This is a genomic window from Paenarthrobacter sp. NEAU-H11 (genome assembly GCF_050573415.1).
In the GTDB taxonomy this organism is placed as follows: domain Bacteria; phylum Actinomycetota; class Actinomycetes; order Actinomycetales; family Micrococcaceae; genus Arthrobacter.
This window is the reverse complement of record NZ_JBNZGA010000007.1, coordinates 170,787-192,043: the sequence shown is the minus strand read 5'-3', so window position 1 is coordinate 192,043 and position 21,257 is coordinate 170,787. Positions and strand designations below refer to the sequence as shown.

Genomic DNA, 21,257 nt, shown 5'->3' with positions numbered 1-21,257 from the left:
TAACCGGTATTAAGTGAGAGAGCGTCGGGTGGGCGTTGGGCCTGGAGGTTCTTTGCTTTAGGGGCCTGTGGTGACCACCGGCAGCGGCGAGGTCTCGTCCACAAGCTCCGCCCGCCGTCGTCCGTCACCCCTTACCCACAGCCGGTACGCCAGGACCAGCAGCGCCAGCCAGGTCCCGCCCACGTAGAGCGCGATGCGCGAGTCCTCGAACGCACCCAGGACCGCGATCACCAGCGCCATAAAGGCGATGGTGAGAAGGGAGGCGGCGGGCCACCACGGCGAAGGGAATTCCGACGGCGGCAGGCCAGCCCGCGCGATTTCCCGCTTCATGGCGACGTGCGAGGCGAGGATCATCACCCACACCCAGACGGTGGCGAAGGTGGCGATGGAGGCAATGAGGACAAAAACGTTCTCCGGGATGACGGCGTTGAGGACCACGCCCACCAGGAGGATCGCGGCCATGATCACCACCGTCATCCAAGGGACGCCGTGCCTGGACACTTTGCCGAAGACGGAGGGAGCGTGGCCTTGGCGGGACAGGCCGAAGAGGATGCGACCGGCGCCGAAGATGTCGCTGTTGATAGCGGACAGCGCCGCGGTGATCACCACGGCGTTGAGGATGTGCGGTGCCGCCGGGATGCCCAGCCCGCTGAAGATCTGGACGAAGGGGCTGCCATTGCTGCCGATCCCGTCCCAAGGGAAGAGGCTCATGAGTACCGCCAGCGTCAGGACGTAGAACAGCAGGACGCGCACCGGAACAGTATTGACGGCCTTGGGGATGACCTGTTTGGGGTTGGCCGCCTCTCCGGCTGTGATGCCGAGCGTCTCGATCCCACCGAACGCAAACATCACGACGGCGAAGGATGCGAGCAGCCCCTCAAAGCCGAACGGGAAGAATCCCCCGTGCTCTACAAGGTTCCCGATGCCCGGCGCAACAGTTGAGCCTCCGGCCTGGAAGCCGAAAACGATGATGGCCGCACCGCCGGCGATCATGGCGATGATGGCCGCCACCTTGACCAGCGAGAACCAGAACTCCAGCTCGCCGAAGACCTTGACGCTGAGCAGGTTGAGCCCGGCGAGGAAAAGGATGATGGCCAGGATCCAGATCCAGCGTTCAACCTGGGGGAACCAGAAGCCCATGTAGATGCTGAATGCGGTGACGTCGGCGATGGCCACGATCGCCATTTCGAAGACGTAGGTCCAGCCGGTCACAAAGCCGGCCAGCGGGCCGAGGTAGCGGCTGGCGTACTGGCCGAACGAGCCGGAGACGGGATGCCGCACGGCCATCTCGCCGAGGGCCCGCATCACCATGAACACCGCCGCGCCGCCGATGATGTAGGCCAGCAGGACGGCAGGGCCGGCTTTTTGGATGGCCGAGGCCGAACCGTAGAAAAGGCCCGTACCGATCGCCGAGCCCAGCGCCATGAACCGGATGTGGCGCACGTTCAGGCCCCGATTGAGGACGCTTCCGACGGCGGATCTTGCGGTTTGCTGTGCGGCCGGACTTTCGTTCCGGGTTGGGCTTGGTGCTTGTTGCATGCGAATAACCTTCTCGTCATTGGGAGGGGAACCGCTAAACAGCAGACCACTTTGCCGGGCGACGTGATGAGCCTCACGGAGCCTCGGTGTCTTTCATTCCAGATTGGACGGGTCGCTGCCTTTCGGTTTCGGATGGCGCGGGCCATGGACGGGTTATCCACATACGCACGGATACTGGATGATCCTCGCAGGCCCCTCCGGGACGCTGGAGGCATGGGAAGCAAAGCAGACTGGGAAACGGAACACAGAAAAGCTCTCGAGGCAATCCTCCGGGCACTCTATGGTGCCTTAGTGCGGGATGCCGCAGCAGAAAATAGTCCGCCATCGGCCTATGGTCGTACCGTGGATGCGGTTGCCAGGAAGGGCTTTAACTTGGCCCAGCTCGCAGAGTATGTACGCATTCAAGCCAGGATCGAGGCTGTGAAAGTCACGCTCTACGCAGGATATCCGGGTACCCCGGATCCGGTCCCTCCAGCGCCTTCATCGCCGGGGAATGGCCACACTTCAGGGCTCGAAGGTGAGCCCGCGCTCCAAAGCGGCCGCGTCGAGGAGCCGAACGAACTTCGGGCCGATGCCGTGCATGGCCACCAGTTTCCTGCGGCCAAGTAAAGCTGCCTCGGCCAGGAAAGTGACCCCCGCTTGGAGCCGCGTGCTATTGGCGGGCCGGCCAACAGGGGGCAGGCCCCCGGCCTGGGCAGGAACATCCCGCGTGCTCATGCCTGCCTCGCCGCGGTTTCGATGGCTGCGCAGTGGGCGGCCCATTCCTCCGGGCTGCGCCTGGTGAGGTTCGGATCCCCTGGACGCTGCCCCGCCCTGCCGTCGATGAGTTCTCGCAGGATGTCTGCATGGCCCAGGTGATGGGCACGTTCGGCAACCATATGGACCAGGATCTGGTGCAGGGTGACGTTGCGCCGCTCCTCAGGCCACCATGGAACTGCTCCGGGGGCGTCAGCGGGCAATGCTTCGATGGTCGCGTCGCTGTGTGCCGCGGCGAAGTGGTGCAGTTCGATGATGTCCGCTCGGGACTCGTCAGCGGTCGCCCACATGTCCGAATCCGGTGCGGCGCCGTCGTCCAGCCATGGGAGGTGCCTCCCGCTGGGGCGGCCGAACACCACGCCGAAATAGTCCACCTCCACGCTGGCCACATGTTTGACCAGGCCGAGCAGGTTGGTGCCGGTTGGCGTCAGTGGCCGGCGGACGTCGTATTCACTCAGGCCATCCAGCTTGCCGAGCAGGTTGTCACGCCTGACCCGGAGGTAGTGGTGAAGGGTCTCTTTTTCATCCATGACGGGACTCTACCCAACTGCAACGGCTCCAGCGGCTTCGTTCGGGGTCGTGGACGGCCTAAGGCCCAGCGCAGGGCAGCAAGGTTGATGGACGGGCGGCAACTGTCCGGTATACCAGACATATTGGGCGCGTTCCTCCGTGTGACGAGCCCCCCGGTGGCGCAAGCTTAAGTACGGGATCCCGGATATCGCCGGGCTTTACCGAGGGGCGATGAGGAGGACCGGTGTTAATTACCGAACCAGGGCCGCAGGCCGGCAGCGGGATGAAAGCTGCGCCAAGGGCGGCCTCAAAGGTGACGTCCAAGGTCCCTGCCGCCGAAAACACGCTGCGCATCCTCAAACTGCTGGCTTCGCGGCGGGGGCCGATGGCGGCGTCGCAGATCGCTTCATCCCTGGGCCTGCCGCGCTCCAGTGTCTACCACCTGCTGGGCGTAATGGAGGCGAACGGTTTTGTGCTCCACCTGCATGAGGAACAGCGCTACGGGCTGGGCATCAGCGCCTTTGAACTCAGTTCCGCTTACTCCAGGCAGGAGCCACTGTCGAGGCTGGGCCGTCCGCTGCTTGCCTCCCTCGTGGATGCGGTTGGCGAGAGTTCCCACCTGGCCGTGCTTCATGGCCGGGACGTGCTGTACATCGTGGAGGAGAGGGCCAAAAACCGCCCCTCCCTGGTGACGGACGTCGGCGTCCGGCTTCCCAGCCACCTCACCGCCAGCGGCCGTGCCATCCTTGCGGCGCTGCCCAAGTCCCAGGTGCGTGCGCTGTACCCCAATGCCGCGGCCTTTACCGCAAGGCATCAGGTGGAAGGCGCCATCATGAAGTACTCGGCACTGTCCTCCCACCTGGACCAGGTCAGGCAGCGCGGCTACGCCACCGAACACGGCGAGGTCACGCCCGGTTTCGGCTCCATCGCCGCCGCGGTCACGGACCACCTGGGATGGCCGACGGCGGCAGTCGCCGTGACGTTCCTCGAGGACAAAGTGCCGGCGGAGCAGTGGCCGGTGCTGGCCGCGCGCGTCCAGAAGGTGGCCGACGAACTCTCGGTCCGGCTCCACGGCCGCCCCGCAAAGTAGCCCGGCGCCGGGAGGGGAACAGGTCTGGAATCCCGGACAGCACCCCCTCGAAAGCCCTGTCCGGGCCGTCACGGACGGGCTTTAGTTGATACAGAACCTCTTCGCATCACCGCGAACACCACACTCGCCCTACACACGAAGGAGCCACCATGGCACCCGCCGATTTCACCACCGGTGCCCGCCCGGTCAAAGCTGCCCGCGGCACCGTGCTCACCGCCAAGTCCTGGCAGACGGAGGCCCCGCTGCGCATGCTGATGAACAACCTGGACCCGGAGGTGGCCGAACGCCCCGATGACCTGGTGGTCTACGGCGGCACGGGCCGGGCCGTCCGGTCCTGGGCAGCGTTCGACGCCATCACCCGCACCCTGGAAACCATGGAAAAGGACGAGACCCTCCTGGTCCAGTCCGGCAAGCCGGTGGGTGTCTTCCGCACCAACGAGTGGGCCCCCCGCGTCCTGCTGGCCAACTCCAACCTGGTGGGTGACTGGGCCAACTGGCCCGAATTCCGCCGGCTCGAGGCCGAGGGCCTGATGATGTACGGCCAGATGACCGCCGGGTCCTGGATCTACATCGGCACCCAGGGCATCCTGCAGGGCACGTTCGAGACCTTCGCAGCCGTTGCCCGGAAACTCGCCGGGGATGAGAACGGCACCCTCGCCGGGACCCTGACCTTGACCGGCGGCTGCGGCGGCATGGGCGGCGCCCAGCCGCTCGCCGTCACCCTGAACGAGGGCGCCTGCCTGATTGTCGACGTCGATGAGACCCGCCTGCGCCGCCGCGCCGGCAAGCGCTACCTCGACGAGGTCGAAACAGACCTCGACGCCGCCATCACCAAGGTGCTCAAGGCCAAGGAAGAGCGCCGCGGCTGGTCCGTGGGCTACGTGGGCAACGCCGCCACCGTCTTCCCCGAAATCCTGCGCCGCCACAAGGCCGGCGAACTCACCGTCGACATCGTCACCGACCAGACCTCGGCGCACGACCCGCTGAGCTACCTCCCAGAGGGCATCACCGTTGAGGAATGGCACCGCGAAGCCGCGGCTGACCCGGAGGGATTCACCAAGAAAGCCCAGGCCTCGATGGCCAAGCACGTCCAGGCCATGGTCGAGTTCCAGGACGCCGGCGCCGAGGTCTTCGACTACGGCAACTCCATCCGCGACGAAGCCCGCAAGGGCGGGTACACCCGCGCCTTCGAATTCCCCGGCTTCGTCCCGGCCTACATCCGCCCGCTGTTCTGCGAGGGCCTCGGCCCGTTCCGCTGGGTTGCCCTGTCCGGCGACCCCGAAGACATCCGCGTCACGGACGAAGCCATCAAGGAACTGTTCCCGGAGAACAAGCACCTGCACCGCTGGATCGATGCTGCCGCGGAGCGCGTCGAGTTCGAAGGCCTGCCGGCCCGGATCTGCTGGCTCGGCTACGGCGACCGCGCCAAGGCCGGCCTGCTCTTCAACCAGCTCGTGAAGGACGGCAAGGTCAAGGCCCCCATCGTCATCGGCCGCGACCACCTCGACTCCGGCTCCGTCGCCTCGCCGTACCGCGAGACCGAGTCCATGGCCGACGGTTCCGACGCGATCGCTGACTGGCCTCTGCTCAACGCCCTGCTCAACACCGCTTCCGGCGCCACCTGGGTCTCAATCCACCACGGCGGAGGTGTAGGCATCGGCCGCTCGATCCATGCCGGCCAGGTCTCCGTCGCCGACGGCACCGACCTCGCCGCGCAGAAGCTCGAACGCCTCCTCACCAACGACCCCGGCATGGGCGTCATCCGCCACGCCGACGCCGGCTACGACCGCGCCGTCGACGTCGCCAGGGAACGCGGCGTCCGCATCCCCATGAACGAGACACACTAACCAACCCCACATCGATTGCTCCGTACCTGTCGTTTAGAGCCCGCAATACGACAGGTACGGAGCAATCGATCACCCCAAGAAGTAGGAACCATGACCGCAATAACCCACGAACCGCTGACCGTTACCCTCGGGTCCAGCGGCGTTACGCCCGAGGACGTGCTCGCCGTCGCGCGCCACAACGCGAAGGTGACCATCTCCCCGGAAGCCCTGGACACGGTGGCAAAAGTCCGCGCCCACATCGACGAGCTCGCAGCCAGCGACGTCCCGGCCTACGGAATTTCCACCGGCTTTGGTGCCCTGGCCAACCGGCACATCCCGAATGAGCTGCGCACCCAGCTGCAGAAGAGCCTGATCCGCAGCCACGCAGCCGGCATGGGACCGGCAGTGGAGCGCGAAGTGGTGCGCGGCATCATGTTCCTGCGAGCCAAGACCCTGGCGTCCGGCCGCACCGGCGTCCGACCCGTGGTCCTGCAGACCATGGTGGACGTGCTCAACGCCGGCATCACGCCGCTGGTCCGCGAGTTCGGCTCGCTCGGCTGCTCGGGCGACCTCGCACCGCTGTCCCACTGCGCCCTGGTGCTCATGGGCGAGGGCGAGGCGGAAGGACCCGACGGCGTGACGTACGGCGGCCGCGGCGAACAGCCTGTCGCGGTACTGCTTGCAGAACACGGCATCGAACCGGTCACCCTCGCGGAAAAGGAAGGCCTGGCCCTGGTCAACGGCACCGAAGGCATGCTGGGCATGCTCCTCATGGCCATCGCGGACCTTCGCCAGCTGCTGACGACGGCGGACATCACCGCGGCGATGAGCGTCGAGGCATTGCTGGGCACCGACCAGGTGTTCCTGCCGGAGCTGCACGCAGCGCTTCGTCCGCATCCGGGGCAGGCCGCCAGCGCCGACAACATGCTGCGTGTCCTGTCCGGTTCCCCCATCGTCGCTTCCCACAAGGTTGGCGACAACAGGGTCCAGGACGCCTACTCGCTCCGCTGCGCCCCGCAGGTTGCCGGCGCCGTGAGGGACACAGTGGACCACGCGGCCCTGGTGGCGTCCCGCGAACTGGCGGCCGCCATCGACAACCCTGTGGTGCTGCCTGACGGAACGGTCAGCTCCAACGGCAACTTCCATGGTGCGCCGGTGGCCTACGTGTTGGACTTCCTGGCCATCGCCGTCGCGGACCTGAGCTCCATCGCGGAACGCCGGACGGACAGGATGCTGGATCCGGCCCGCTCCCACGGCCTGCCGGCCTTCCTTGCGGCCGACCCCGGCGTGGACTCAGGGCTGATGATTGCCCAGTACACCCAGGCCGGCCTGGTCTCGGACAACAAGCGGCTTGCTGTTCCCGCCTCCGTGGACTCCATCCCCAGTTCCGCCATGCAGGAAGACCACGTCTCGATGGGCTGGCACGCCGCACGCAAGCTGCGGAAGGCGGTGGAGAACCTGCGCCGGGTCCTCGCCATCGAGCTGGTGACGTCGGCACGCGCCCTGGACATCCGCAGCCGGCTCTCCGGTGGGGTCCTGACGCCGGGGCCGGCGGGCGCCGCCGTCGTCTCCGCTTTGCGCGGCGTGGTGGACGGGCCGGGGACGGACCGCTTCCTGTCACCCGAGCTCGAGGCTGCCGACAGGCTGGTGGCCTCGGGCGAGGTGCGCAGGGCGGCCGAATCCGCCGTCGGCATCCTCGCCTGAATCCGAAGAATCTTCAGGGCGTGCGCACTCGGCGTCCACTTGGTGGAATTTCATCCGACACGTTCCACCGCGGGGCGCCGAGTGTAGTAGAACTGAAGATGTAGTGAAAGTCACATCAAAGAGGCTGTGGCGCAGAACGTATACAAAGGGGTAGAAGTTCAAATGAAAGCTCGTGGGGCAGTCTTATCAAGGCGAAACGCCCATTCCGCCGCTGTTTCCGACTGGAGGACCCTCAAGGCCGGGGACCACGTGGAGATCATCAAGCATGCGCACGTGGTTGCCGCCGGGGAGGTGGAGGAGGTGTCCCAGAGCGGAAACGTTCTGTGGCTGGTGCCGGCCGGTCCGTCGGAGAAGCAGCTCTTCCTCAAATCCGACGGCGTGCAGGTGCGCCGCGGCTAGCAGCCCCAGGAAGCACAACAACAGAAATCCCCGCCTACTGCTTGCGCAGGGCGGGGATTTCTTTTTGTCCGGGGCATGCCCCGGCAGGATTGCCGGTCAGGCGGCGATGGCCTCGTAGGTTTCGCCGAACGGTACCGATTCGTCCAGGGCTACGGTGTAGCGGCCCGGATGCAGCCGGGTGACCAGGATGCCGCAGGAGGCTTCCTGCGCGGCGACCTCGATCAGCTCGGACACGGCCTCTTCCAGGCCGGCGTGGACTTCGCGCGCGTTGGAAAACTCCAGGTCGATGGACCTGGCTGCCGAGGCGTCGGCGCGGGAGGAAACGGCGGGGACGCGTTCCAGGGTGGCTGTAGTCATTGGGAGTACTTTCTGTGTTTCATGCCTAAGGGCCCTGCCATTCTACCGGCTGCTCCCGCAAAATGTCAGATGACTGCTCTTTGGCTGCCCCGCTTGCCCCCGTTTTCACCGCTGGGAACGCATCACCGCGGCAGCGTTAACCGGCCTTCACCGCCAGGACCGGGCAGTCGGCCTCCAGCAGGATCCGCTGCGACACGCTGCCCATGATGAGCTTGCCCACCGGTGTCCGCCGGCGCAGTCCGATCACGATCAGTTCGGCATTGTGTTCCTCCGCGGCGTCCAGGACTTCGGCCGCGGCGTCGTGGCCGCGGACCGGCTGCTTGATCACGTGCTGGATGCCCTGGATGGCCAGGCGGTCCTCGATGCTTTGGATCTCCGGCTCCTGGGCATACCGGTTGTCCACCAGCGCGTCGCCTTTGGACGAGTTGATGACCAGCAGCGTGGTGTTGCCCTTTCGGGCTTCGGCAATGGCCTGGGTCAGGGCAGCTTCACCCTCGGGGGTTGGGACGTATCCCACCACGATCGTCATGGTATCTCCTTGTGTTTGCAGGATGCGGGGTTAGGGTGCCGGCGGGGACTAGTCGCTGGTGTCTGCTGCGCCGGAATTGGCGGGAACCAGTGAACGGCCCGCCGGGCGGTTCCGCCGCACCAGTTTGTAGAGCAGCGGCCAGAGCAGGATCAGCCCCACAATGACGTAAATAACGACGGCGATCGGCTCGCTGAAGAGCCCTGCCGGGTCACCTGCGCTGAGCTGCAGGGTCTTGCGGAGCTGGCCTTCGATGCGCGGCCCCAGGATCACGCCGAGGATGAGCGGCAGCACCGGCAGCCCGAACCGGCGCATCATGAACCCGAGGGCGCCGAGCACCAGCAGGATCACCAGGTCGAACGCCTGCAGGTTCACCGAGTAGGCGCCCAGCGTGGCAAAAAAGAGGATGCCCGCGTACAGGTACGGCCGGGGGAGCTGCAGGAGCTTGGCCCACAGGGGTGCCAGCGGCAGGTTGATCAGCAGGAGCAGCAGGTTGCCGATGAAGAGGCTTGCGATCAGCGCCCACACCAGCGGTCCCTGGCTGGAAAACAGCTGCGGACCCGGCTGGATGCCGTACGAGGTGAAGGCTGCGAGCATGACGGCGGCCGTGGCGTTGGTGGGCAGGCCCAGGGCCAGCATGGGCGTCAGGGTGCCGGCGGCGGCAGCGTTGTTGGCTGCTTCCGGCCCGGCGACGCCCTCGATGGCGCCCTTGCCGAACTCTTCCGGGTGCTTGGTGAGGCGCTTCTCGGTGACGTAGGAAAGGAAAGTGGGAATCTCGGCGCCGCCGGCGGGGAGGGCGCCGAACGGGAAGCCGAAGGCGGTCCCGCGCAGCCACGGCTTCCAGGAACGGCTCCAGTCCTTCTTGCCCATCCAGGGCCGGCCCACCGGGATCACATGCAGCGGAGTGCGGCGGAGGTGGGCGGCAACCCACAGGGCTTCGCCCACGGCAAAGATGGCCACGGCCACCACCACGATGTCCAGGCCGTCCGCGAGCAGCGGCTGGCCGAAGGTCAGGCGGCGCTGGCCGGTGACCGAGTCCATGCCCACCAGGCCGATGGCCAGGCCAAGTGCCAGCGAGGCGAAGCCGCGGAGCCGGGACGAACCCAGGACCGCAGTGACGGCCAGCAGGGCCAAAACCATGATGGCGAAGTAGCTGGGCGCACCCAGGCTCACGGCGAACTTGACCACGATCGGTGCGCAGACGGCCAGCAGCGCCGTGCCGATGGTGCCGGCGACGAACGAGCCGATTGCCGCCGTCGCAAGCGCCTGCGCCGCCCGGCCCGCCTTGGCCATCTTGTTGCCCTCGATAGCGGTGACCACGGAGGACGATTCGCCGGGGGTGTTGAGGAGGATCGACGTGGTGGAACCGCCGTACATGCCGCCGTAGTAGATGCCGGCGAACATGATGAAGGCGCTGGTGGGCTCAAGGGCGTAGGTGACGGGCAGGAGCAGGGCCACGGTCATGGCCGGGCCGAGCCCGGGGAGGACGCCGACGGCGGTGCCCAGGATCACGCCGATCACGGCGTAGAGGAAATTCATGGGGGTGAGGGCGGTGGCGAAACCGTCCATCAGTGAGGACCAGACGTCCATCAGAGGATTCCTTCCAGGAGTCCGGCGGGCAGGGCGATGCCGAGGCCGAGGTAGAAGCCGTAGAAGGTCAGCAGGGACAGGGCTACGGAGATGAGCCCGTCGCGGATGTAGTGCCGGCTGCCCAGTGCCAAAACGCTGCCCCAGAACAGGACGGTGCCGGAGATGACCCAGCCGGCCCAGTCGATGAGCAGGATGTTCAGGATGAAGGCTCCTGCCAGGGGCAGGATGGTTTTCCAGTCGGCGGGGTGGGTGAGGTCAACATCCTCGCCGCCTTCCGCCTCGCCCTGGCCGCCCCGCATCACGTTGATGGCCAGCAGGACAGCGCATGCCACCAGCAAGCCGGCCACGATGTACGGAACTGTTTTGGGACCCACGGGGTCCGACTGGGAGTACGGGGTCACCAGGCCGTTGGCGTCCAGGAAGACAAGGACGCCGGCCGCGCCGAGCAGGAGGGAAACTCCCAGCTCGGCGCGGCCCTTAAGGCCTGTGGTCAGCGAGGTCACGCCAACCCAAGCTTGGTGAGGACGTCCGCCACCCGCTTGTCCTGCTCGGTAAGGAACGTTTCGAACTTTTCGCCGGTGATGAAGGCGTCCGTCCAGCTGTGGGTCTTCAGCGCTTCCTTCCAGCCCTCGGTCGCGTGCATCTTCTCAAGGGCGGCGATCAGGGATGCCTTGTCCTTGTCGCTGATGCCCGGAGGGGCCACGATGCCGCGCCAGTTGGTGAACACCAGGTCGATGCCTGATTCCTTCAGCGTCGGGGCGTCGACGCCCTCGAGCCGCTTTTCGCCGCTGGTGGCCAGGACCCGGACTTCACCGGACTGGATCTGCTGCAGGTATTCGCCGGCGCCGGAGGCTGCAAAGCCAAGCTTGTTGCCCAGGATGGCGGGCAGGAGGTCCCCGCCGCCGTCGTAGGAAACGAAGTTCACCTTGGTGGCGTCAATGCCCACGGCGCCTGCAAGCTGCATGGGCAGCAGGTGGTCCGGGCCGCCCGGTGAGGAGCCGCCGCCTACGGAGATGGAGCCCGGGTCAGCCTTCCAGGCCTTCACCAGGTCGTCGATGGTCTTGTACGGGGAATCCTTGCTGACCATGATGGCGCCGGGCTCTTCGATGAGCCGTGCAAGCGGGGTGGTTTCGGTCAGCTTGGACTCGGACTTGTTGGTGTAGCTTGCTCCCACCACGCCAAGGCCCATGAGCATGGCGAGGTCGCCGTTGCCCTTTTCGTTGACAACGCGGGCAAGGCCCACGGTGCCGCCGGCGCCGGCGAGGTTGAAGACCTCGGTGTTGCTGGTGATCTTCTCGTCCTCGAGGACCTTGGCTGCGGCGCGTGCAGTAGTGTCGTAGCCGCCGCCCGGGGTGTTGGGGACCATGATCTGCAGTCCGGTGATGGGCCCGGCAGCAGCGCCGGAGCTTTCCGAACCGGTGGAGCTCTTGCCGGTGGCACCGCAGCCGGTGGCCATCAGGGCGATGCCGGCAGCGACGGCGGCGACTCGCAATGCGCGGATCTGGCGCATGGTGTTCCTCTTCTCAGTAATGCAATTCTCTACAGGATGATCAGCGGACCTGATCTGTGCTTCCGATGCTAGGGCCCGGCGTGACGGACCTCACTCTTGTGTACGCAGAGAAAGTTAAGTTCATTGCGTTCACGTTTCCGGCGCCCCACCGGACAACCACCTCGGCGCCGTACAAGGCCCCCGCCGGCGCCTCCCGCCGAAGCCAGGGCGCCGGTGGGATATAGTTCCCGTTACTGCCGCAGGGCCGGCCCGCGCGCCAGGAACAGGCACGGCGCCGGGAACACGCACGGCACCAGGAACAGGCATCAAGAAACAAAAGGAAACCCCCGCAGTGACTCGACGAAGAGGAATGTCCCTCGCCGGGCAGTACCTTGTGCTGCAGTTGCTGATTGTCCTGGCCGTGCTGGTGGCGGTGGTGGCCATCTCGCTTGCCCAGTCCGCTGCCGCCTTTGAACGGACTGAAGGCCGCAGGGCCCTCTCGGCCGCGGAAGCGCTCGGCAACAATCCTGCGGTGCGGGCGCTGCTGCCGGACGCCGAGCCGCGTGTCGGTTCAGCGCTTCCCGCTGTAGCCGAGTCGGTTCGCACCGTCTCGGGCTCGTCCCATGTCACGCTCGCGAAGCTGGACCGCACGGTGGTTGCGGCGTCGGATCCGAGCCTGCTGGGGGAGCCGCTGGAACTGGGCGCCAGCAGGGTCATGGAAGGGCGCGCCTGGACCGGTGTGGTGGACCAAGGCGGCAACGCCATCCTGTCCGCGCACGTTCCGGTCCTCGATGATGCTGGAAAGATGATCGGGATTGCCGCCATCGGCCGCAACTATCCGTCCACCCTTGAACGGCTGGGCGACGCCGTACCCAACCTCCTGACGTACCTCGGCGTTGCCAGCGTCCTGGGGGTGGCGGGGTCCCTGCTGCTCTCCCGCCGGGTCAAGCGGCAGACCCTCGGCATGGAGCCCAGCGAGATCACCGGGCTGGTGGAAAACCGGGAGGCGATGCTGCACGGCCTGAAGGAAGGCGTGGTGGCGCTGGACCCCAATGAGCGCATCACGGTAGCGAACGACAGTGCGCGGGAACTCCTTGGGCTGCCGCCGGACTGCGTGGGCAGGAAGCTCGGATCCCTTCCCGTGGACCCGGCGCTCAAGGTGGTCCTGACCCGTGAGCAGCCGGACCCGGACCAGCTGGTCCTGGTGGGGGAGCGGCTGGTGGTGCTCAACCGCGTTCCCATCCGGTCCCGCGGCCGGGACATCGGCTCGGTCACTACCCTCCGGGACCGGACGGAGCTGTCCTCCCTCGAACGTGAGCTCGGTGCCACCCGGACCGCCACGGACACGCTGCGCGCCCAGGCCCACGAGTTTGCCAACCAGCTGCACGTCATCTCCGGCCTGATCCAGATCGGCGAATACGATTCCGTGGTGCAGTTCGTCAACGGCGCCACAGTGGACCGGACCAGGCTGAACGACGAAGTGACCAGCCGGATCCAGGACCCTGCGCTCGCCGCACTGCTGATTGCCAAGTCCAGCCTCGCCACGGAACGCGGCGTGGCGCTGCAGCTTGACCCGGCGTCCGCGCTGGGCCCGGTCAGCGACGAACTGTCCCGCGACCTCACCACGGTGGTGGGGAACCTGGTGGACAACGCGTTTGACGCCGTGACGGGACTTCCGGAGGCCGCCGTCAGGGTGCTGGTGGAGGACGGCAAGGACCACGTCACCGTCACGGTGCGGGACACCGGACCGGGCGTTCCGGGCGAGGCCGTGGAGGACATCTTCCGCCAGGGGTTTTCCACCAAGGAGGCAGGCCCGGCCGAGGGCCGCGGATTCGGGCTGGCCCTCTCGAGAGTGGTCTGCCGGCGCTCCGGCGGGGACCTCACGGTGGCCAACGACAACGGAGCAGTCTTCACCGCACGGCTGAGGAAAGGGGCAGTGAAGCCATGATCAACGTGCTGATCGTCGATGACGACTTTATGGTGGCGAAGGTCCACGCCGGCTTCATCCAGCGGACGCCGGGCTTCGCCGTGGTGGGCGTGGCCCACACCGGTGCACGGGCAGTGCTCGAAACGGAACGGCTGCAGCCCGACCTGGTGCTGCTGGACATCCACCTGCCGGACATCAACGGGCTGGAGCTCATGCACCGGCTGCGCGAGGTGGCCCCCGAGCTCGACGTGCTGGTGATCAGCGCCGCCCGGGAAGTGGAGACCGTCCGCAAGGCCCTCCGCGGGGGCATTGTGCACTACCTCATCAAGCCGTTTTCCCAGTCGGACCTCCAGGAGCGGCTGGAGCACTACCGGAGCGCCTATCATGGCCTGGACTCGGCCAAGGATGTGGCCGAGCAGTCGGACGTCAACCGTGTCTTCGGCCTGGACCGCACGGAGCGGCCGCTTCCCAAGGGCTGCAGCATCGAAACGCTCAAGCTCGTGGAGGCCACCCTCAACGCCGCCGAAGGTGACCTTTCCGCGGCCGAGGTCGCGGAGCAGCTGGGAACCTCCCGGGTCAGCGCCCGCCGCTACCTGGAATACCTGCACGACGAGGGGACGCTGGAGGTCAGGCTCAAGTACGGCGTGGGCCGTCCGGAGCGGCGTTACGTCCTGAAAGGCAGGTAGCCCGGCCCCGGGGATGCGCCCGGTTCAGCGCAGCAGGGTGTCCAGCAGCCGCGCGGCAACCCGGGCGGTCCTGCCATCGATATCAAATTCCGGGTTCAGCTCGGCGATGTCGAGGTGCAGCAGCTTCCCCGACCCCGCCACCTGCCGGCACACTGCGTTGATTACGGGCAGCGGCACGCCGAACGCTGCGGGTGCACTCACGCCCGGCGCCACCGCGGCCGGCAGCACGTCAAGGTCGATGGTCAGGTACAGCACGTCGATGCCGGCCAGGAACCCCGCCACGAAGTCCCGGACGCGCTCTGCCCCGCAGTCCTCGTCCGGCAGGTACTGGACGCCCAGCTCCCGGGCAGTATCGAAGAGGGCGCGCGTGTTGTTGGGTTCGGAAATTCCGACGACGGCGTAGCGGAAGTCGCGCCCGGCGGCGGCTTCCGCGCGGGCCATTTGGAGGAACGGCGTCCCCGAGCTGGGTGCGGGCTCGTCCCGCAGGTCGAAATGGGCGTCCAGGTTCAGGATGCCAAGCCGCTGGCCGCCCTGCACCGCGGCGGACGAGCTGACCCCCAGGTAACTGGCATACGCGGTTTCATGGCCGCCGCCCAGCACCGCGGGGAGTTGCCCGGCGTCGAGCAAAGCAGCGACAGCCCTGCCGGCGCGGTCCTGGCCGGTTTCAAGGGCGCCGCCGGACACCACAACATCCCCCGCGTCGGCCACGGTCCGGTCGAGGTGGAACGCCAGGGGGCCCAGGGCCTGCCGGATGGCTGCCGGCGCGGCCGCCGCGCCGGTGCGGCCCTTGTTCCGGCGCACGCCCTCATCGCTGGCGAAGCCAAGCAGGACGGCTGGTTTTGGCGTGTGGACCGCGCCTTCGCCGTCCGCACCCGCCTCCGCCCCGCCGTCGTAGGGAACCATCGCCTGCCACCAGCGGCGGTGGCTGGCGTCGTCGCCGTCGAACCTGCCCGTCCAGGGCTGGGGCGGGACATCAACGGCAGGTATCGGAGGGGTCATATCCCAAGCTCACCGTAATTGGACAGCGAAAACCAGCAGCGCCGCCGTCGACCTGTCTGGAATCGAAGATCATCAGCGCCTGCCGGCAGCAGGGGCTATTGTGGATCAGTCCCTCCCCGGGGACCGAACCACCTTGCCTGCGCCGAACGGGCGCAAAAAACAGGCCGGAGAACAGCTTTATGTTTGAAGCCCCCAACATCCTGTTTGCCGCCGCCGGCGTCGCAGTGTTCGTGGCCGCAGTGCTCCCCAAGCTGCTGCGCAACATGCCCTTTTCCATGCCGATGGTCTTCCTCGGAGCGGGTATGGCTGCTTTCGCCCTGATCCCCACCCTTCCCGACCCGGACCCCTTGGCGCACGGCGACTTTGCCCTTCATCTCTCGGAAGTGTGCGTGATCATCTCGCTGATGGGCGCCGGACTGGCGCTGGACCGGCCGGTGGGCCGCCAACGCTGGGCCACCACCTGGCGGCTGCTGGGAATCGCTATGCCTCTTTGCATCATTGGGCTCACGCTGCTGGGGCTGTGGTTCCTGGGCCTGGGCCTTGGTGCAGCACTGCTGGTGGCCTCAAGCCTTGCACCCACGGACCCCGTCCTCGCCTCCGAAGTGCAGGTGGGTGAGCCCGCGGACCACGACGACGGAACCGACAAAGAGGACGAGGTGCGCTTTGGCCTCACCTCGGAAGCAGGACTTAACGACGGGCTGGCCTTTCCCTTTGTCTACCTGGCAATCGCCATCAGCATCGTTGGGTCATCCCCGTTGGCGTGGTTCCCGGAGTGGTTCGGCGTGGACGTCCTGTGGCGGCTGGCCGTCGGACTGCTGCTGGGCTTCCTGACCGGAAAGTTGCTGGCACGGATTTTCTTTTCTGCCCGCGCAGACAGCCTGCGGCTGTCCAACCATTCCGAAGGCTTCGTGGCCCTCGCCGCCACGTTCCTGACCTACGGTGCCACGGAGATGGTGGAGGGCTATGGCTTCATCGCGGTCTTCGTCTGCGCTGTGACCATCCGGGCCGCCGAGCATACCCACGGCTACCACCGGGTGCTGCACTCCTACGTGGAGCAACTGGAGCGGCTCCTGACGGTGGTGATCCTGGTCCTGCTGGGCGGTGCGATCGCCCGCGGGCTGCTGGAAGGGATCGGCTGGGCCGAGGTGCTGGTGGCACTGGCATTCCTGCTGGTGATCCGCCCCCTGGCGGGCTGGGTGGGGCTGCTGGGCGGCAAGACCGGCCCGCGGGAGCGGATTGCGCTCTCCTTCTTCGGGATCCGGGGGATCGGCTCGCTGTACTACCTGTCCTATGCGCTGGGCAAAGGAAAGTTCGCTGACCAGGCGGAGTGGCTCTGGGCGTTCGTGGGGCTGGTGGTGGCGCTGTCGATCGTGGTCCACGGCGCCACCACTTCACCGCTGATGAACCGGCTGGACAGGCTCCGCGAGAAGAAGGCCCGCGCAGTGTCCGGTGATGAGGGGCTGGCCCCCAACACCCCCGTGTAGGTCGGCGCAGCGCCGTGCGGGGGTGTGGGTTCCTGTCCGGGCAGCCGCGCTACATCCCCAGGGCGGCCTCGATGGGCCCGACGGCGAAGAACAGCAGGAAGGCAGCCGCCACGGCCCACATCAGCGGGTGGATCTCCTTGACGCGTCCCTGCACGGTGCGGATCAGCACGAAGGCGATAAACCCGGCGCCCAGGCCGTTGGCGATGGAGTAGGTGAACGGCATCAGCGTGAAGGTCAGGAACGCCGGGATCGCAATGCCCCAGTCCTGCCAGTCGATCTTCCCCACCTGGGACACCATCATGAAGCCCACCACCACCAGAGCCGGGGCCACGGCCTCGAAGGGCACCAGGTTGATCAGGGGGGTGAAGAACATCGCCACCAGGAACAGGAGTCCGGTAACGATCGAGGCAATGCCCGTCCGCGCGCCTTCGCCAATGCCGGCGCCGGCTTCCACGTAGATCTGGTTGGAGGACACCGAGGCGCCGCCGCCCACGATGGCGCCGAGGGCGTCCACCTGGAGGACGCGGTCCACGTCGGGGATGTTGCCGTGTTCATCCACGGTGCCTGCCTCGTTGGCCAGGCCCACCATGGTTCCCATGGCGTCGAAGAAGATGCTGAGCAGGATCACGAACGCCAGCAGCGTGGCTGCCACGAAGCCGAGGTGCTCAAAGGCTCCCAAGGGGTTCGCCTTGCCAATCAGGGACAGGTCCGGGGCGGCCCATCCCGTGAATTTGGGCGCCACCAGGGACCAGCCCTGCGGGTTGAAGGTCTTGCCGTCGAAGCTTGGTCCGATGTGCAGGGTCATCTCCAGGAGCACGGAGATGACGGTGGAGGTGATAATGCCGATCAGGATGGCGCCCTTGACCTTGCGGACCACCAGGGCGATGGTCAGGACCAGGCCGAACACGAACACTGCCGTGGGCCAGCCCAGGAGCTTGCCGTCGAAGCCAAGTCCAACGGGCACGGTGGTGCCGGCCACGTCGGGGATGCGGCGGACGAAGCCCGCATTGACCAGCCCGATGAGCGCGATGAACAGCCCGATGCCCACCACGATGGCCGTCTTGAGTCCGTCCGGCACTGCCTTGAAGACGGCGGTGCGGAACCCGGTGAGGACCAGGATGAGCATGGTCACGCCGGACAGGACCACCAGGCCCATCATGTCCGGCCAGGTCAGTCCCGGATTGGTGGCAACGGTGACGGCGACGAAGGCGTTGACGCCCAGGCCCGTGGCCAGCGCGAAGGGGTGCTTTGCCCAGGCGCCCATCAGGATGGTGAGGAGGCCCGCCACGAAGGCCGTCACGGCGGCGACTGCGGTGAACCCCAACGTGGTGCCGCTGGAGTCCGGGCCGGAGAGGATCAGGGGGTTCAGCACCACGATGTAGCTCATCGCGAAGAATGTGGCGAAGCCGCCGCGGATCTCGCGGGAAAGGTTGGAACCGCGTTCGGTGACCATGAAGTACCGGTCCAGGGCAGAGCCTTGCTTAAGCATTTGTCCTCCGGGGGAGTCTGTGGGGATACCTGAATCCTATGGGGGCGGCGGCCGGGCGGCAGGCAATTTCGCCTAGTCTGTAAGGAAGCCAACACAAGGAGCCCCCCAGCATGCGTCCCGTCCGCCGCCGAATCCTGACCTTTGGGCTCGGATTCCTCGTTTCCGCCGCCGCCGTGCTGGGCGTTGCCGGTCCCGCCGCCGCGCATGATGCAGCCGAGTCCACCAGCCCCGCCCAGGGCGCCTCGGTCACCGCGCCTCCGGAACAGGTTTCGGTCACGTTCAACAAGAACCCGCTTGGGATTGGCGCGTCCATCTCCGTCAAGGACGCCGCCGGCGCCGAGTGGGCAGAAGGTCCCGTGGAGATCGTGGACAACGTGGCGTCCCGGAAGGTCAGGGCGGGAGCCGCGGCCGGGCAGTACACCGTTGCCTGGCGCGTGGTCAGTTCGGACTCGCACCCCATCGAGGGGACGTTTGTTTTTACGGCCGGTTCCGCCGCGCCGGGCACGTCACCGGCGGCAAGTCCGACGGCGGCCGGTACAGTTCCTGCCTCCGCTCCGGCCGTTGGCAACGCCCCCGCCATGGGGACCGCCCGGCCTGGAACCACCGCCGAACCAGCGGACCCGGCGGACGCGGGGGAGCCGTTCCAGTGGAGCATCGTCATTTTCGCCGCCGTCGCGGCGGGGCTGCTGGCCACCCTTGCCGTCCTCGCCCGGCGCAGGCTCACGGCGGGCACGGACGAGGAGGGCTGACGGGCGCCGGCGGGGGCCTTGGCGGGCGCTAGCAGGGCAGGGCCGCGAAGCTCCCGGTGCCCGGAAAGGCAACGCGGTCCGGATGCACTTTGGCGGAAATCGCCTGGCCCACGGTCTTGGCCTGGCGCAGGACCTCTTTGGGCGACGGCGTGATGAGCTCGCCCACGCCCACCAGATAAATGCCGATTGCCCGCATGGCAGCGGTGAGGTTGCGGCCCACGGCGATCCCGAAATCGTTGATCATGCGCCGCAACTGGCTGTGCGCGCAGCGGGTCAGGACAATATGGTCCGCGACCAGGATGCCCGAAGGGGTGTGGACTTCCCACCGCGGAGCGGCGGTTCCCGTCGCAGTCCCGGCCAGCATGGTCAACTGGACGGCGCGGGTAGTGTGCCGCACGTCCACGGCGTGGCTGGCGGCGTAATTGCGCAGGTGCCGCAGGATCTCGTTCCGTTCACGAAGGGTGACGGAGTCCGCCGCGTCGCAGCGTTGAAGCGAAGCTGTGTTGGCCGGCTGTGCGGCGCCAAGGATGTCCAGTCCGTCCACCACTATCGAGTCCACCCCGCGGCGGCACAGCTCGGCGGCCACGGCAAGGCCGGACAGGCCCGTGCCAATGATCACAGTGGTGGTCTGCTCGGTCCCGGCATTCCCAGGCATGCTTGACACTACAGGTTCCCTCCTTCGAAGTTTCGGCAGGTGCAGGCGTCCTCGCCCGCGCGCGTCCCGTTACCCCCAAAGTCCGGCCGCAGTACGTTGGCGGGCACCCTGACGGAAAGAGGCAGTAGGCGTCCCGGACCAACAATGTCCTGAAGACTACAGAACATTTCCTGCGGTGGATAGCCCAAGCCGAAAACACTTTCCTGCCGGTTGAAGGCGCTTTCCCGGACGCCCTGGAGTTCCTGTGGATAACCGGACCTTCCGGGCCATGGACAGGCTTGCTATGGCAGGGGCGACGGAGAATAGTGGGAAGCGGAAGCAGGCCTTTCTTCCCAGCTCAGGCCGGGGTAAGGGTGCGCGGGGAACGGTCCGGTTTCTGGCAGAATAGCCGCAACATCAGGCAGTATCGCGAGGAGGCGGCCCCATGGGCGCACCAGAGTTGCATCCGGACCCTCAGGACGGCGGCAGCACTGCTGCTCCCGAGGGAATCGTTGTTGGCGTGGACGGGTCGGACCACGGCCAGTGCGCGCTTGTATGGGCCGCGCGCGAGGCCCGGCGCCGGCGCCGTCCGCTGCATATCGTCACCGCGTACTCCGTACCGATCTTCGCCGCGTCGGGCCTCGACGGCGGCTATGCAACCGTGGACGATTCGGTGATCCGCGAGGGCGCCGAGGCGGTGGCCAAGCAGGCCCTGGACAAGATCTCCACCTACGACATCGATGTCACCGCGTCCGTGGAGAACGGCGATGCCTCCGGCGTGCTGCTGGAGATGTCCAGGACTGCCGAGCTCCTGGTGTTTGGCACCCGCGGACGGGGCGGATTCGTGGGCAGGCTCCTCGGCTCGGTGAGCAGCGCCCTGCCCGCCCACGCCAAATGCCCCACCGTGACGGTCCCGCTGATCTGCGCGGACCGGCTGGGCGAGACCACCGAGGACAGGCGCATCAAAGCCGAGCAGGCCAAAGCCGGGCACCAGCGCGTGGAGAACGTGGTGGTGGTGGGTGTTGACGGCTCGGAGCAGGCACGGGTGGCCGTCCTGGAGGCGGCAGAGGAGGCAGAACGCATGGGCGCCACGCTGCGCGTCGTCTGCGCCGTCCCGCAGTACAGCGGCTCGCTGGCATGGGTGCCGGCCCCCATGGACCGCAAGGCCCTCTTTGCCGACATCCAGGTGACCCTGGACGCCGGCATGGCCTGGCTGCGCAGCCACTTCCCCAATCTCCATGCCGAATCAGAGCTGAAGGACGGCTCGCCGGTTGACGTCCTCGTCGAGGAGAGCCGGCATGTGGAACTTGTGGTTGTGGGTACCCGCGGCCGGGGCGGCTTCACGGGGATGCTCCTGGGCTCAACGTCCGACGGCATACTCCACCATGCCAAGGGCCCCGTCATGGTGGTGCCGGACCGAGAGGACCGCCGCCTGGCGGACCGTGCCAAGTTCGGACCGGTTCTCGGCTCATCCTGACGAGATCCTGCTGCCAGGAGCTTCGC

The 21,257-nt window shown here is 67.0% G+C and carries 20 protein-coding genes; 9 read left to right on the top strand and 11 right to left on the bottom strand.

Translation table 11 applies throughout. The annotated features are described in order from the left end of the window. Nucleotides 1-57: 57 nt before the first annotated feature. The 3 genes from ACQ3DC_RS11330 to ACQ3DC_RS11320 form a co-directional block, all read right to left on the bottom strand. Nucleotides 58-1,539 carry an amino acid permease gene (locus ACQ3DC_RS11330; protein ID WP_430752253.1) on the bottom strand — a complete coding sequence of 494 codons (1,482 nt, stop codon included), beginning with the start codon at nucleotides 1,537-1,539 and terminating at the stop codon, nucleotides 58-60. Nucleotides 1,540-2,043: 504 nt separating this feature from the next. Next, complete coding sequence (locus ACQ3DC_RS11325) at nucleotides 2,044-2,256, bottom strand: hypothetical protein (protein ID WP_430752252.1); 213 nt, start codon at nucleotides 2,254-2,256, stop codon at nucleotides 2,044-2,046. Continuing rightward, nucleotides 2,253-2,825, bottom strand: a complete 573-nt coding sequence (locus tag ACQ3DC_RS11320) for a DinB family protein (protein ID WP_323057770.1) — start codon at nucleotides 2,823-2,825, stop codon at nucleotides 2,253-2,255. Before ACQ3DC_RS11320 ends, ACQ3DC_RS11325 begins: the two co-directional genes overlap by 4 nt. Nucleotides 2,826-3,088: 263 nt before the next feature. Here ACQ3DC_RS11320 and ACQ3DC_RS11315 point away from each other — a divergent pair, with 263 nt between their 5' ends. The 4 genes from ACQ3DC_RS11315 (at nucleotide 3,089) to ACQ3DC_RS11300 (ending at nucleotide 7,824) form a co-directional block, all read left to right on the top strand. Then, nucleotides 3,089-3,895, top strand: coding sequence for an IclR family transcriptional regulator (locus ACQ3DC_RS11315; protein ID WP_430752251.1), 807 nt, complete (start codon nucleotides 3,089-3,091; stop codon nucleotides 3,893-3,895). A 149-nt stretch (nucleotides 3,896-4,044) separates the two neighbouring features. Further along, nucleotides 4,045-5,742: a urocanate hydratase gene (locus ACQ3DC_RS11310; RefSeq protein WP_430752250.1), complete on the top strand. Its 1,698-nt coding sequence runs from the start codon at nucleotides 4,045-4,047 to the stop codon at nucleotides 5,740-5,742. A 90-nt stretch (nucleotides 5,743-5,832) separates the two neighbouring features. Beyond that, on the top strand, nucleotides 5,833-7,425 hold the full coding sequence (gene hutH, locus ACQ3DC_RS11305; RefSeq protein WP_321215194.1) for a histidine ammonia-lyase: 1,593 nt from the start codon (nucleotides 5,833-5,835) through the stop codon (nucleotides 7,423-7,425). 162 nt (nucleotides 7,426-7,587) lie between these two features. Next, complete coding sequence (locus ACQ3DC_RS11300) at nucleotides 7,588-7,824, top strand: hypothetical protein (protein WP_157239457.1); 237 nt, start codon at nucleotides 7,588-7,590, stop codon at nucleotides 7,822-7,824. Between the two features lie 96 nt (nucleotides 7,825-7,920). Here the strand turns inward: ACQ3DC_RS11300 and ACQ3DC_RS11295 are convergent, their stop codons facing one another. From ACQ3DC_RS11295 to ACQ3DC_RS11275, 5 genes are all read right to left on the bottom strand, one after another. Beyond that, complete coding sequence (locus ACQ3DC_RS11295; protein ID WP_323057767.1) at nucleotides 7,921-8,181, bottom strand: hypothetical protein; 261 nt, start codon at nucleotides 8,179-8,181, stop codon at nucleotides 7,921-7,923. A gap of 136 nt (nucleotides 8,182-8,317) precedes the next feature. Next, nucleotides 8,318-8,710 carry a universal stress protein gene (locus ACQ3DC_RS11290; RefSeq protein WP_157239454.1) on the bottom strand — a complete coding sequence of 131 codons (393 nt, stop codon included), beginning with the start codon at nucleotides 8,708-8,710 and terminating at the stop codon, nucleotides 8,318-8,320. 48 nt (nucleotides 8,711-8,758) lie between these two features. After that, nucleotides 8,759-10,297: a tripartite tricarboxylate transporter permease gene (locus ACQ3DC_RS11285; RefSeq protein WP_157239452.1), complete on the bottom strand. Its 1,539-nt coding sequence runs from the start codon at nucleotides 10,295-10,297 to the stop codon at nucleotides 8,759-8,761. Then, nucleotides 10,297-10,800, bottom strand: coding sequence for a tripartite tricarboxylate transporter TctB family protein (locus ACQ3DC_RS11280; protein WP_321215197.1), 504 nt, complete (start codon nucleotides 10,798-10,800; stop codon nucleotides 10,297-10,299). The genes ACQ3DC_RS11285 and ACQ3DC_RS11280 overlap by 1 nt, the downstream gene beginning before the upstream one ends. Beyond that, a complete protein-coding gene (locus tag ACQ3DC_RS11275) occupies nucleotides 10,797-11,807 on the bottom strand; it encodes a Bug family tripartite tricarboxylate transporter substrate binding protein (protein ID WP_430752249.1) in 1,011 nt (336 codons plus the stop codon). Before ACQ3DC_RS11275 ends, ACQ3DC_RS11280 begins: the two co-directional genes overlap by 4 nt. 349 nt (nucleotides 11,808-12,156) lie before the next feature. On the opposite strand from ACQ3DC_RS11275, the gene ACQ3DC_RS11270 reads away from it, so the two are divergent. Next, nucleotides 12,157-13,734, top strand: a complete 1,578-nt coding sequence (locus tag ACQ3DC_RS11270) for a sensor histidine kinase (RefSeq protein ID WP_430752273.1) — start codon at nucleotides 12,157-12,159, stop codon at nucleotides 13,732-13,734. Continuing rightward, on the top strand, nucleotides 13,731-14,399 hold the full coding sequence (locus ACQ3DC_RS11265) for a response regulator (protein ID WP_104996630.1): 669 nt from the start codon (nucleotides 13,731-13,733) through the stop codon (nucleotides 14,397-14,399). Before ACQ3DC_RS11270 ends, ACQ3DC_RS11265 begins: the two co-directional genes overlap by 4 nt. Before the next feature lie 24 nt (nucleotides 14,400-14,423). Here the strand turns inward: ACQ3DC_RS11265 and hutG are convergent, their stop codons facing one another. Then, nucleotides 14,424-15,398, bottom strand: a complete 975-nt coding sequence (gene hutG / locus ACQ3DC_RS11260) for a formimidoylglutamase (protein WP_430752248.1) — start codon at nucleotides 15,396-15,398, stop codon at nucleotides 14,424-14,426. Nucleotides 15,399-15,577: 179 nt separating this feature from the next. On the opposite strand from hutG, the gene ACQ3DC_RS11255 reads away from it, so the two are divergent. After that, nucleotides 15,578-16,882, top strand: a complete 1,305-nt coding sequence (locus ACQ3DC_RS11255; protein WP_430752247.1) for a cation:proton antiporter — start codon at nucleotides 15,578-15,580, stop codon at nucleotides 16,880-16,882. Nucleotides 16,883-16,931: 49 nt separating this feature from the next. Here the strand turns inward: ACQ3DC_RS11255 and ACQ3DC_RS11250 are convergent, their stop codons facing one another. Then, nucleotides 16,932-18,371 carry an NCS2 family permease gene (locus ACQ3DC_RS11250; RefSeq protein ID WP_157239444.1) on the bottom strand — a complete coding sequence of 480 codons (1,440 nt, stop codon included), beginning with the start codon at nucleotides 18,369-18,371 and terminating at the stop codon, nucleotides 16,932-16,934. 110 nt (nucleotides 18,372-18,481) lie between these two features. On the opposite strand from ACQ3DC_RS11250, the gene ACQ3DC_RS11245 reads away from it, so the two are divergent. Next, a complete protein-coding gene (locus tag ACQ3DC_RS11245) occupies nucleotides 18,482-19,120 on the top strand; it encodes a copper resistance protein CopC (protein ID WP_430752246.1) in 639 nt (212 codons plus the stop codon). 28 nt (nucleotides 19,121-19,148) lie between these two features. Here the strand turns inward: ACQ3DC_RS11245 and ACQ3DC_RS11240 are convergent, their stop codons facing one another. Further along, nucleotides 19,149-19,775, bottom strand: coding sequence for an FAD-dependent monooxygenase (locus ACQ3DC_RS11240; protein WP_321216333.1), 627 nt, complete (start codon nucleotides 19,773-19,775; stop codon nucleotides 19,149-19,151). 424 nt (nucleotides 19,776-20,199) lie between these two features. Here ACQ3DC_RS11240 and ACQ3DC_RS11235 point away from each other — a divergent pair, with 424 nt between their 5' ends. Continuing rightward, nucleotides 20,200-21,231: a universal stress protein gene (locus tag ACQ3DC_RS11235; protein ID WP_157239440.1), complete on the top strand. Its 1,032-nt coding sequence runs from the start codon at nucleotides 20,200-20,202 to the stop codon at nucleotides 21,229-21,231. Nucleotides 21,232-21,257: the final 26 nt, after the last annotated feature.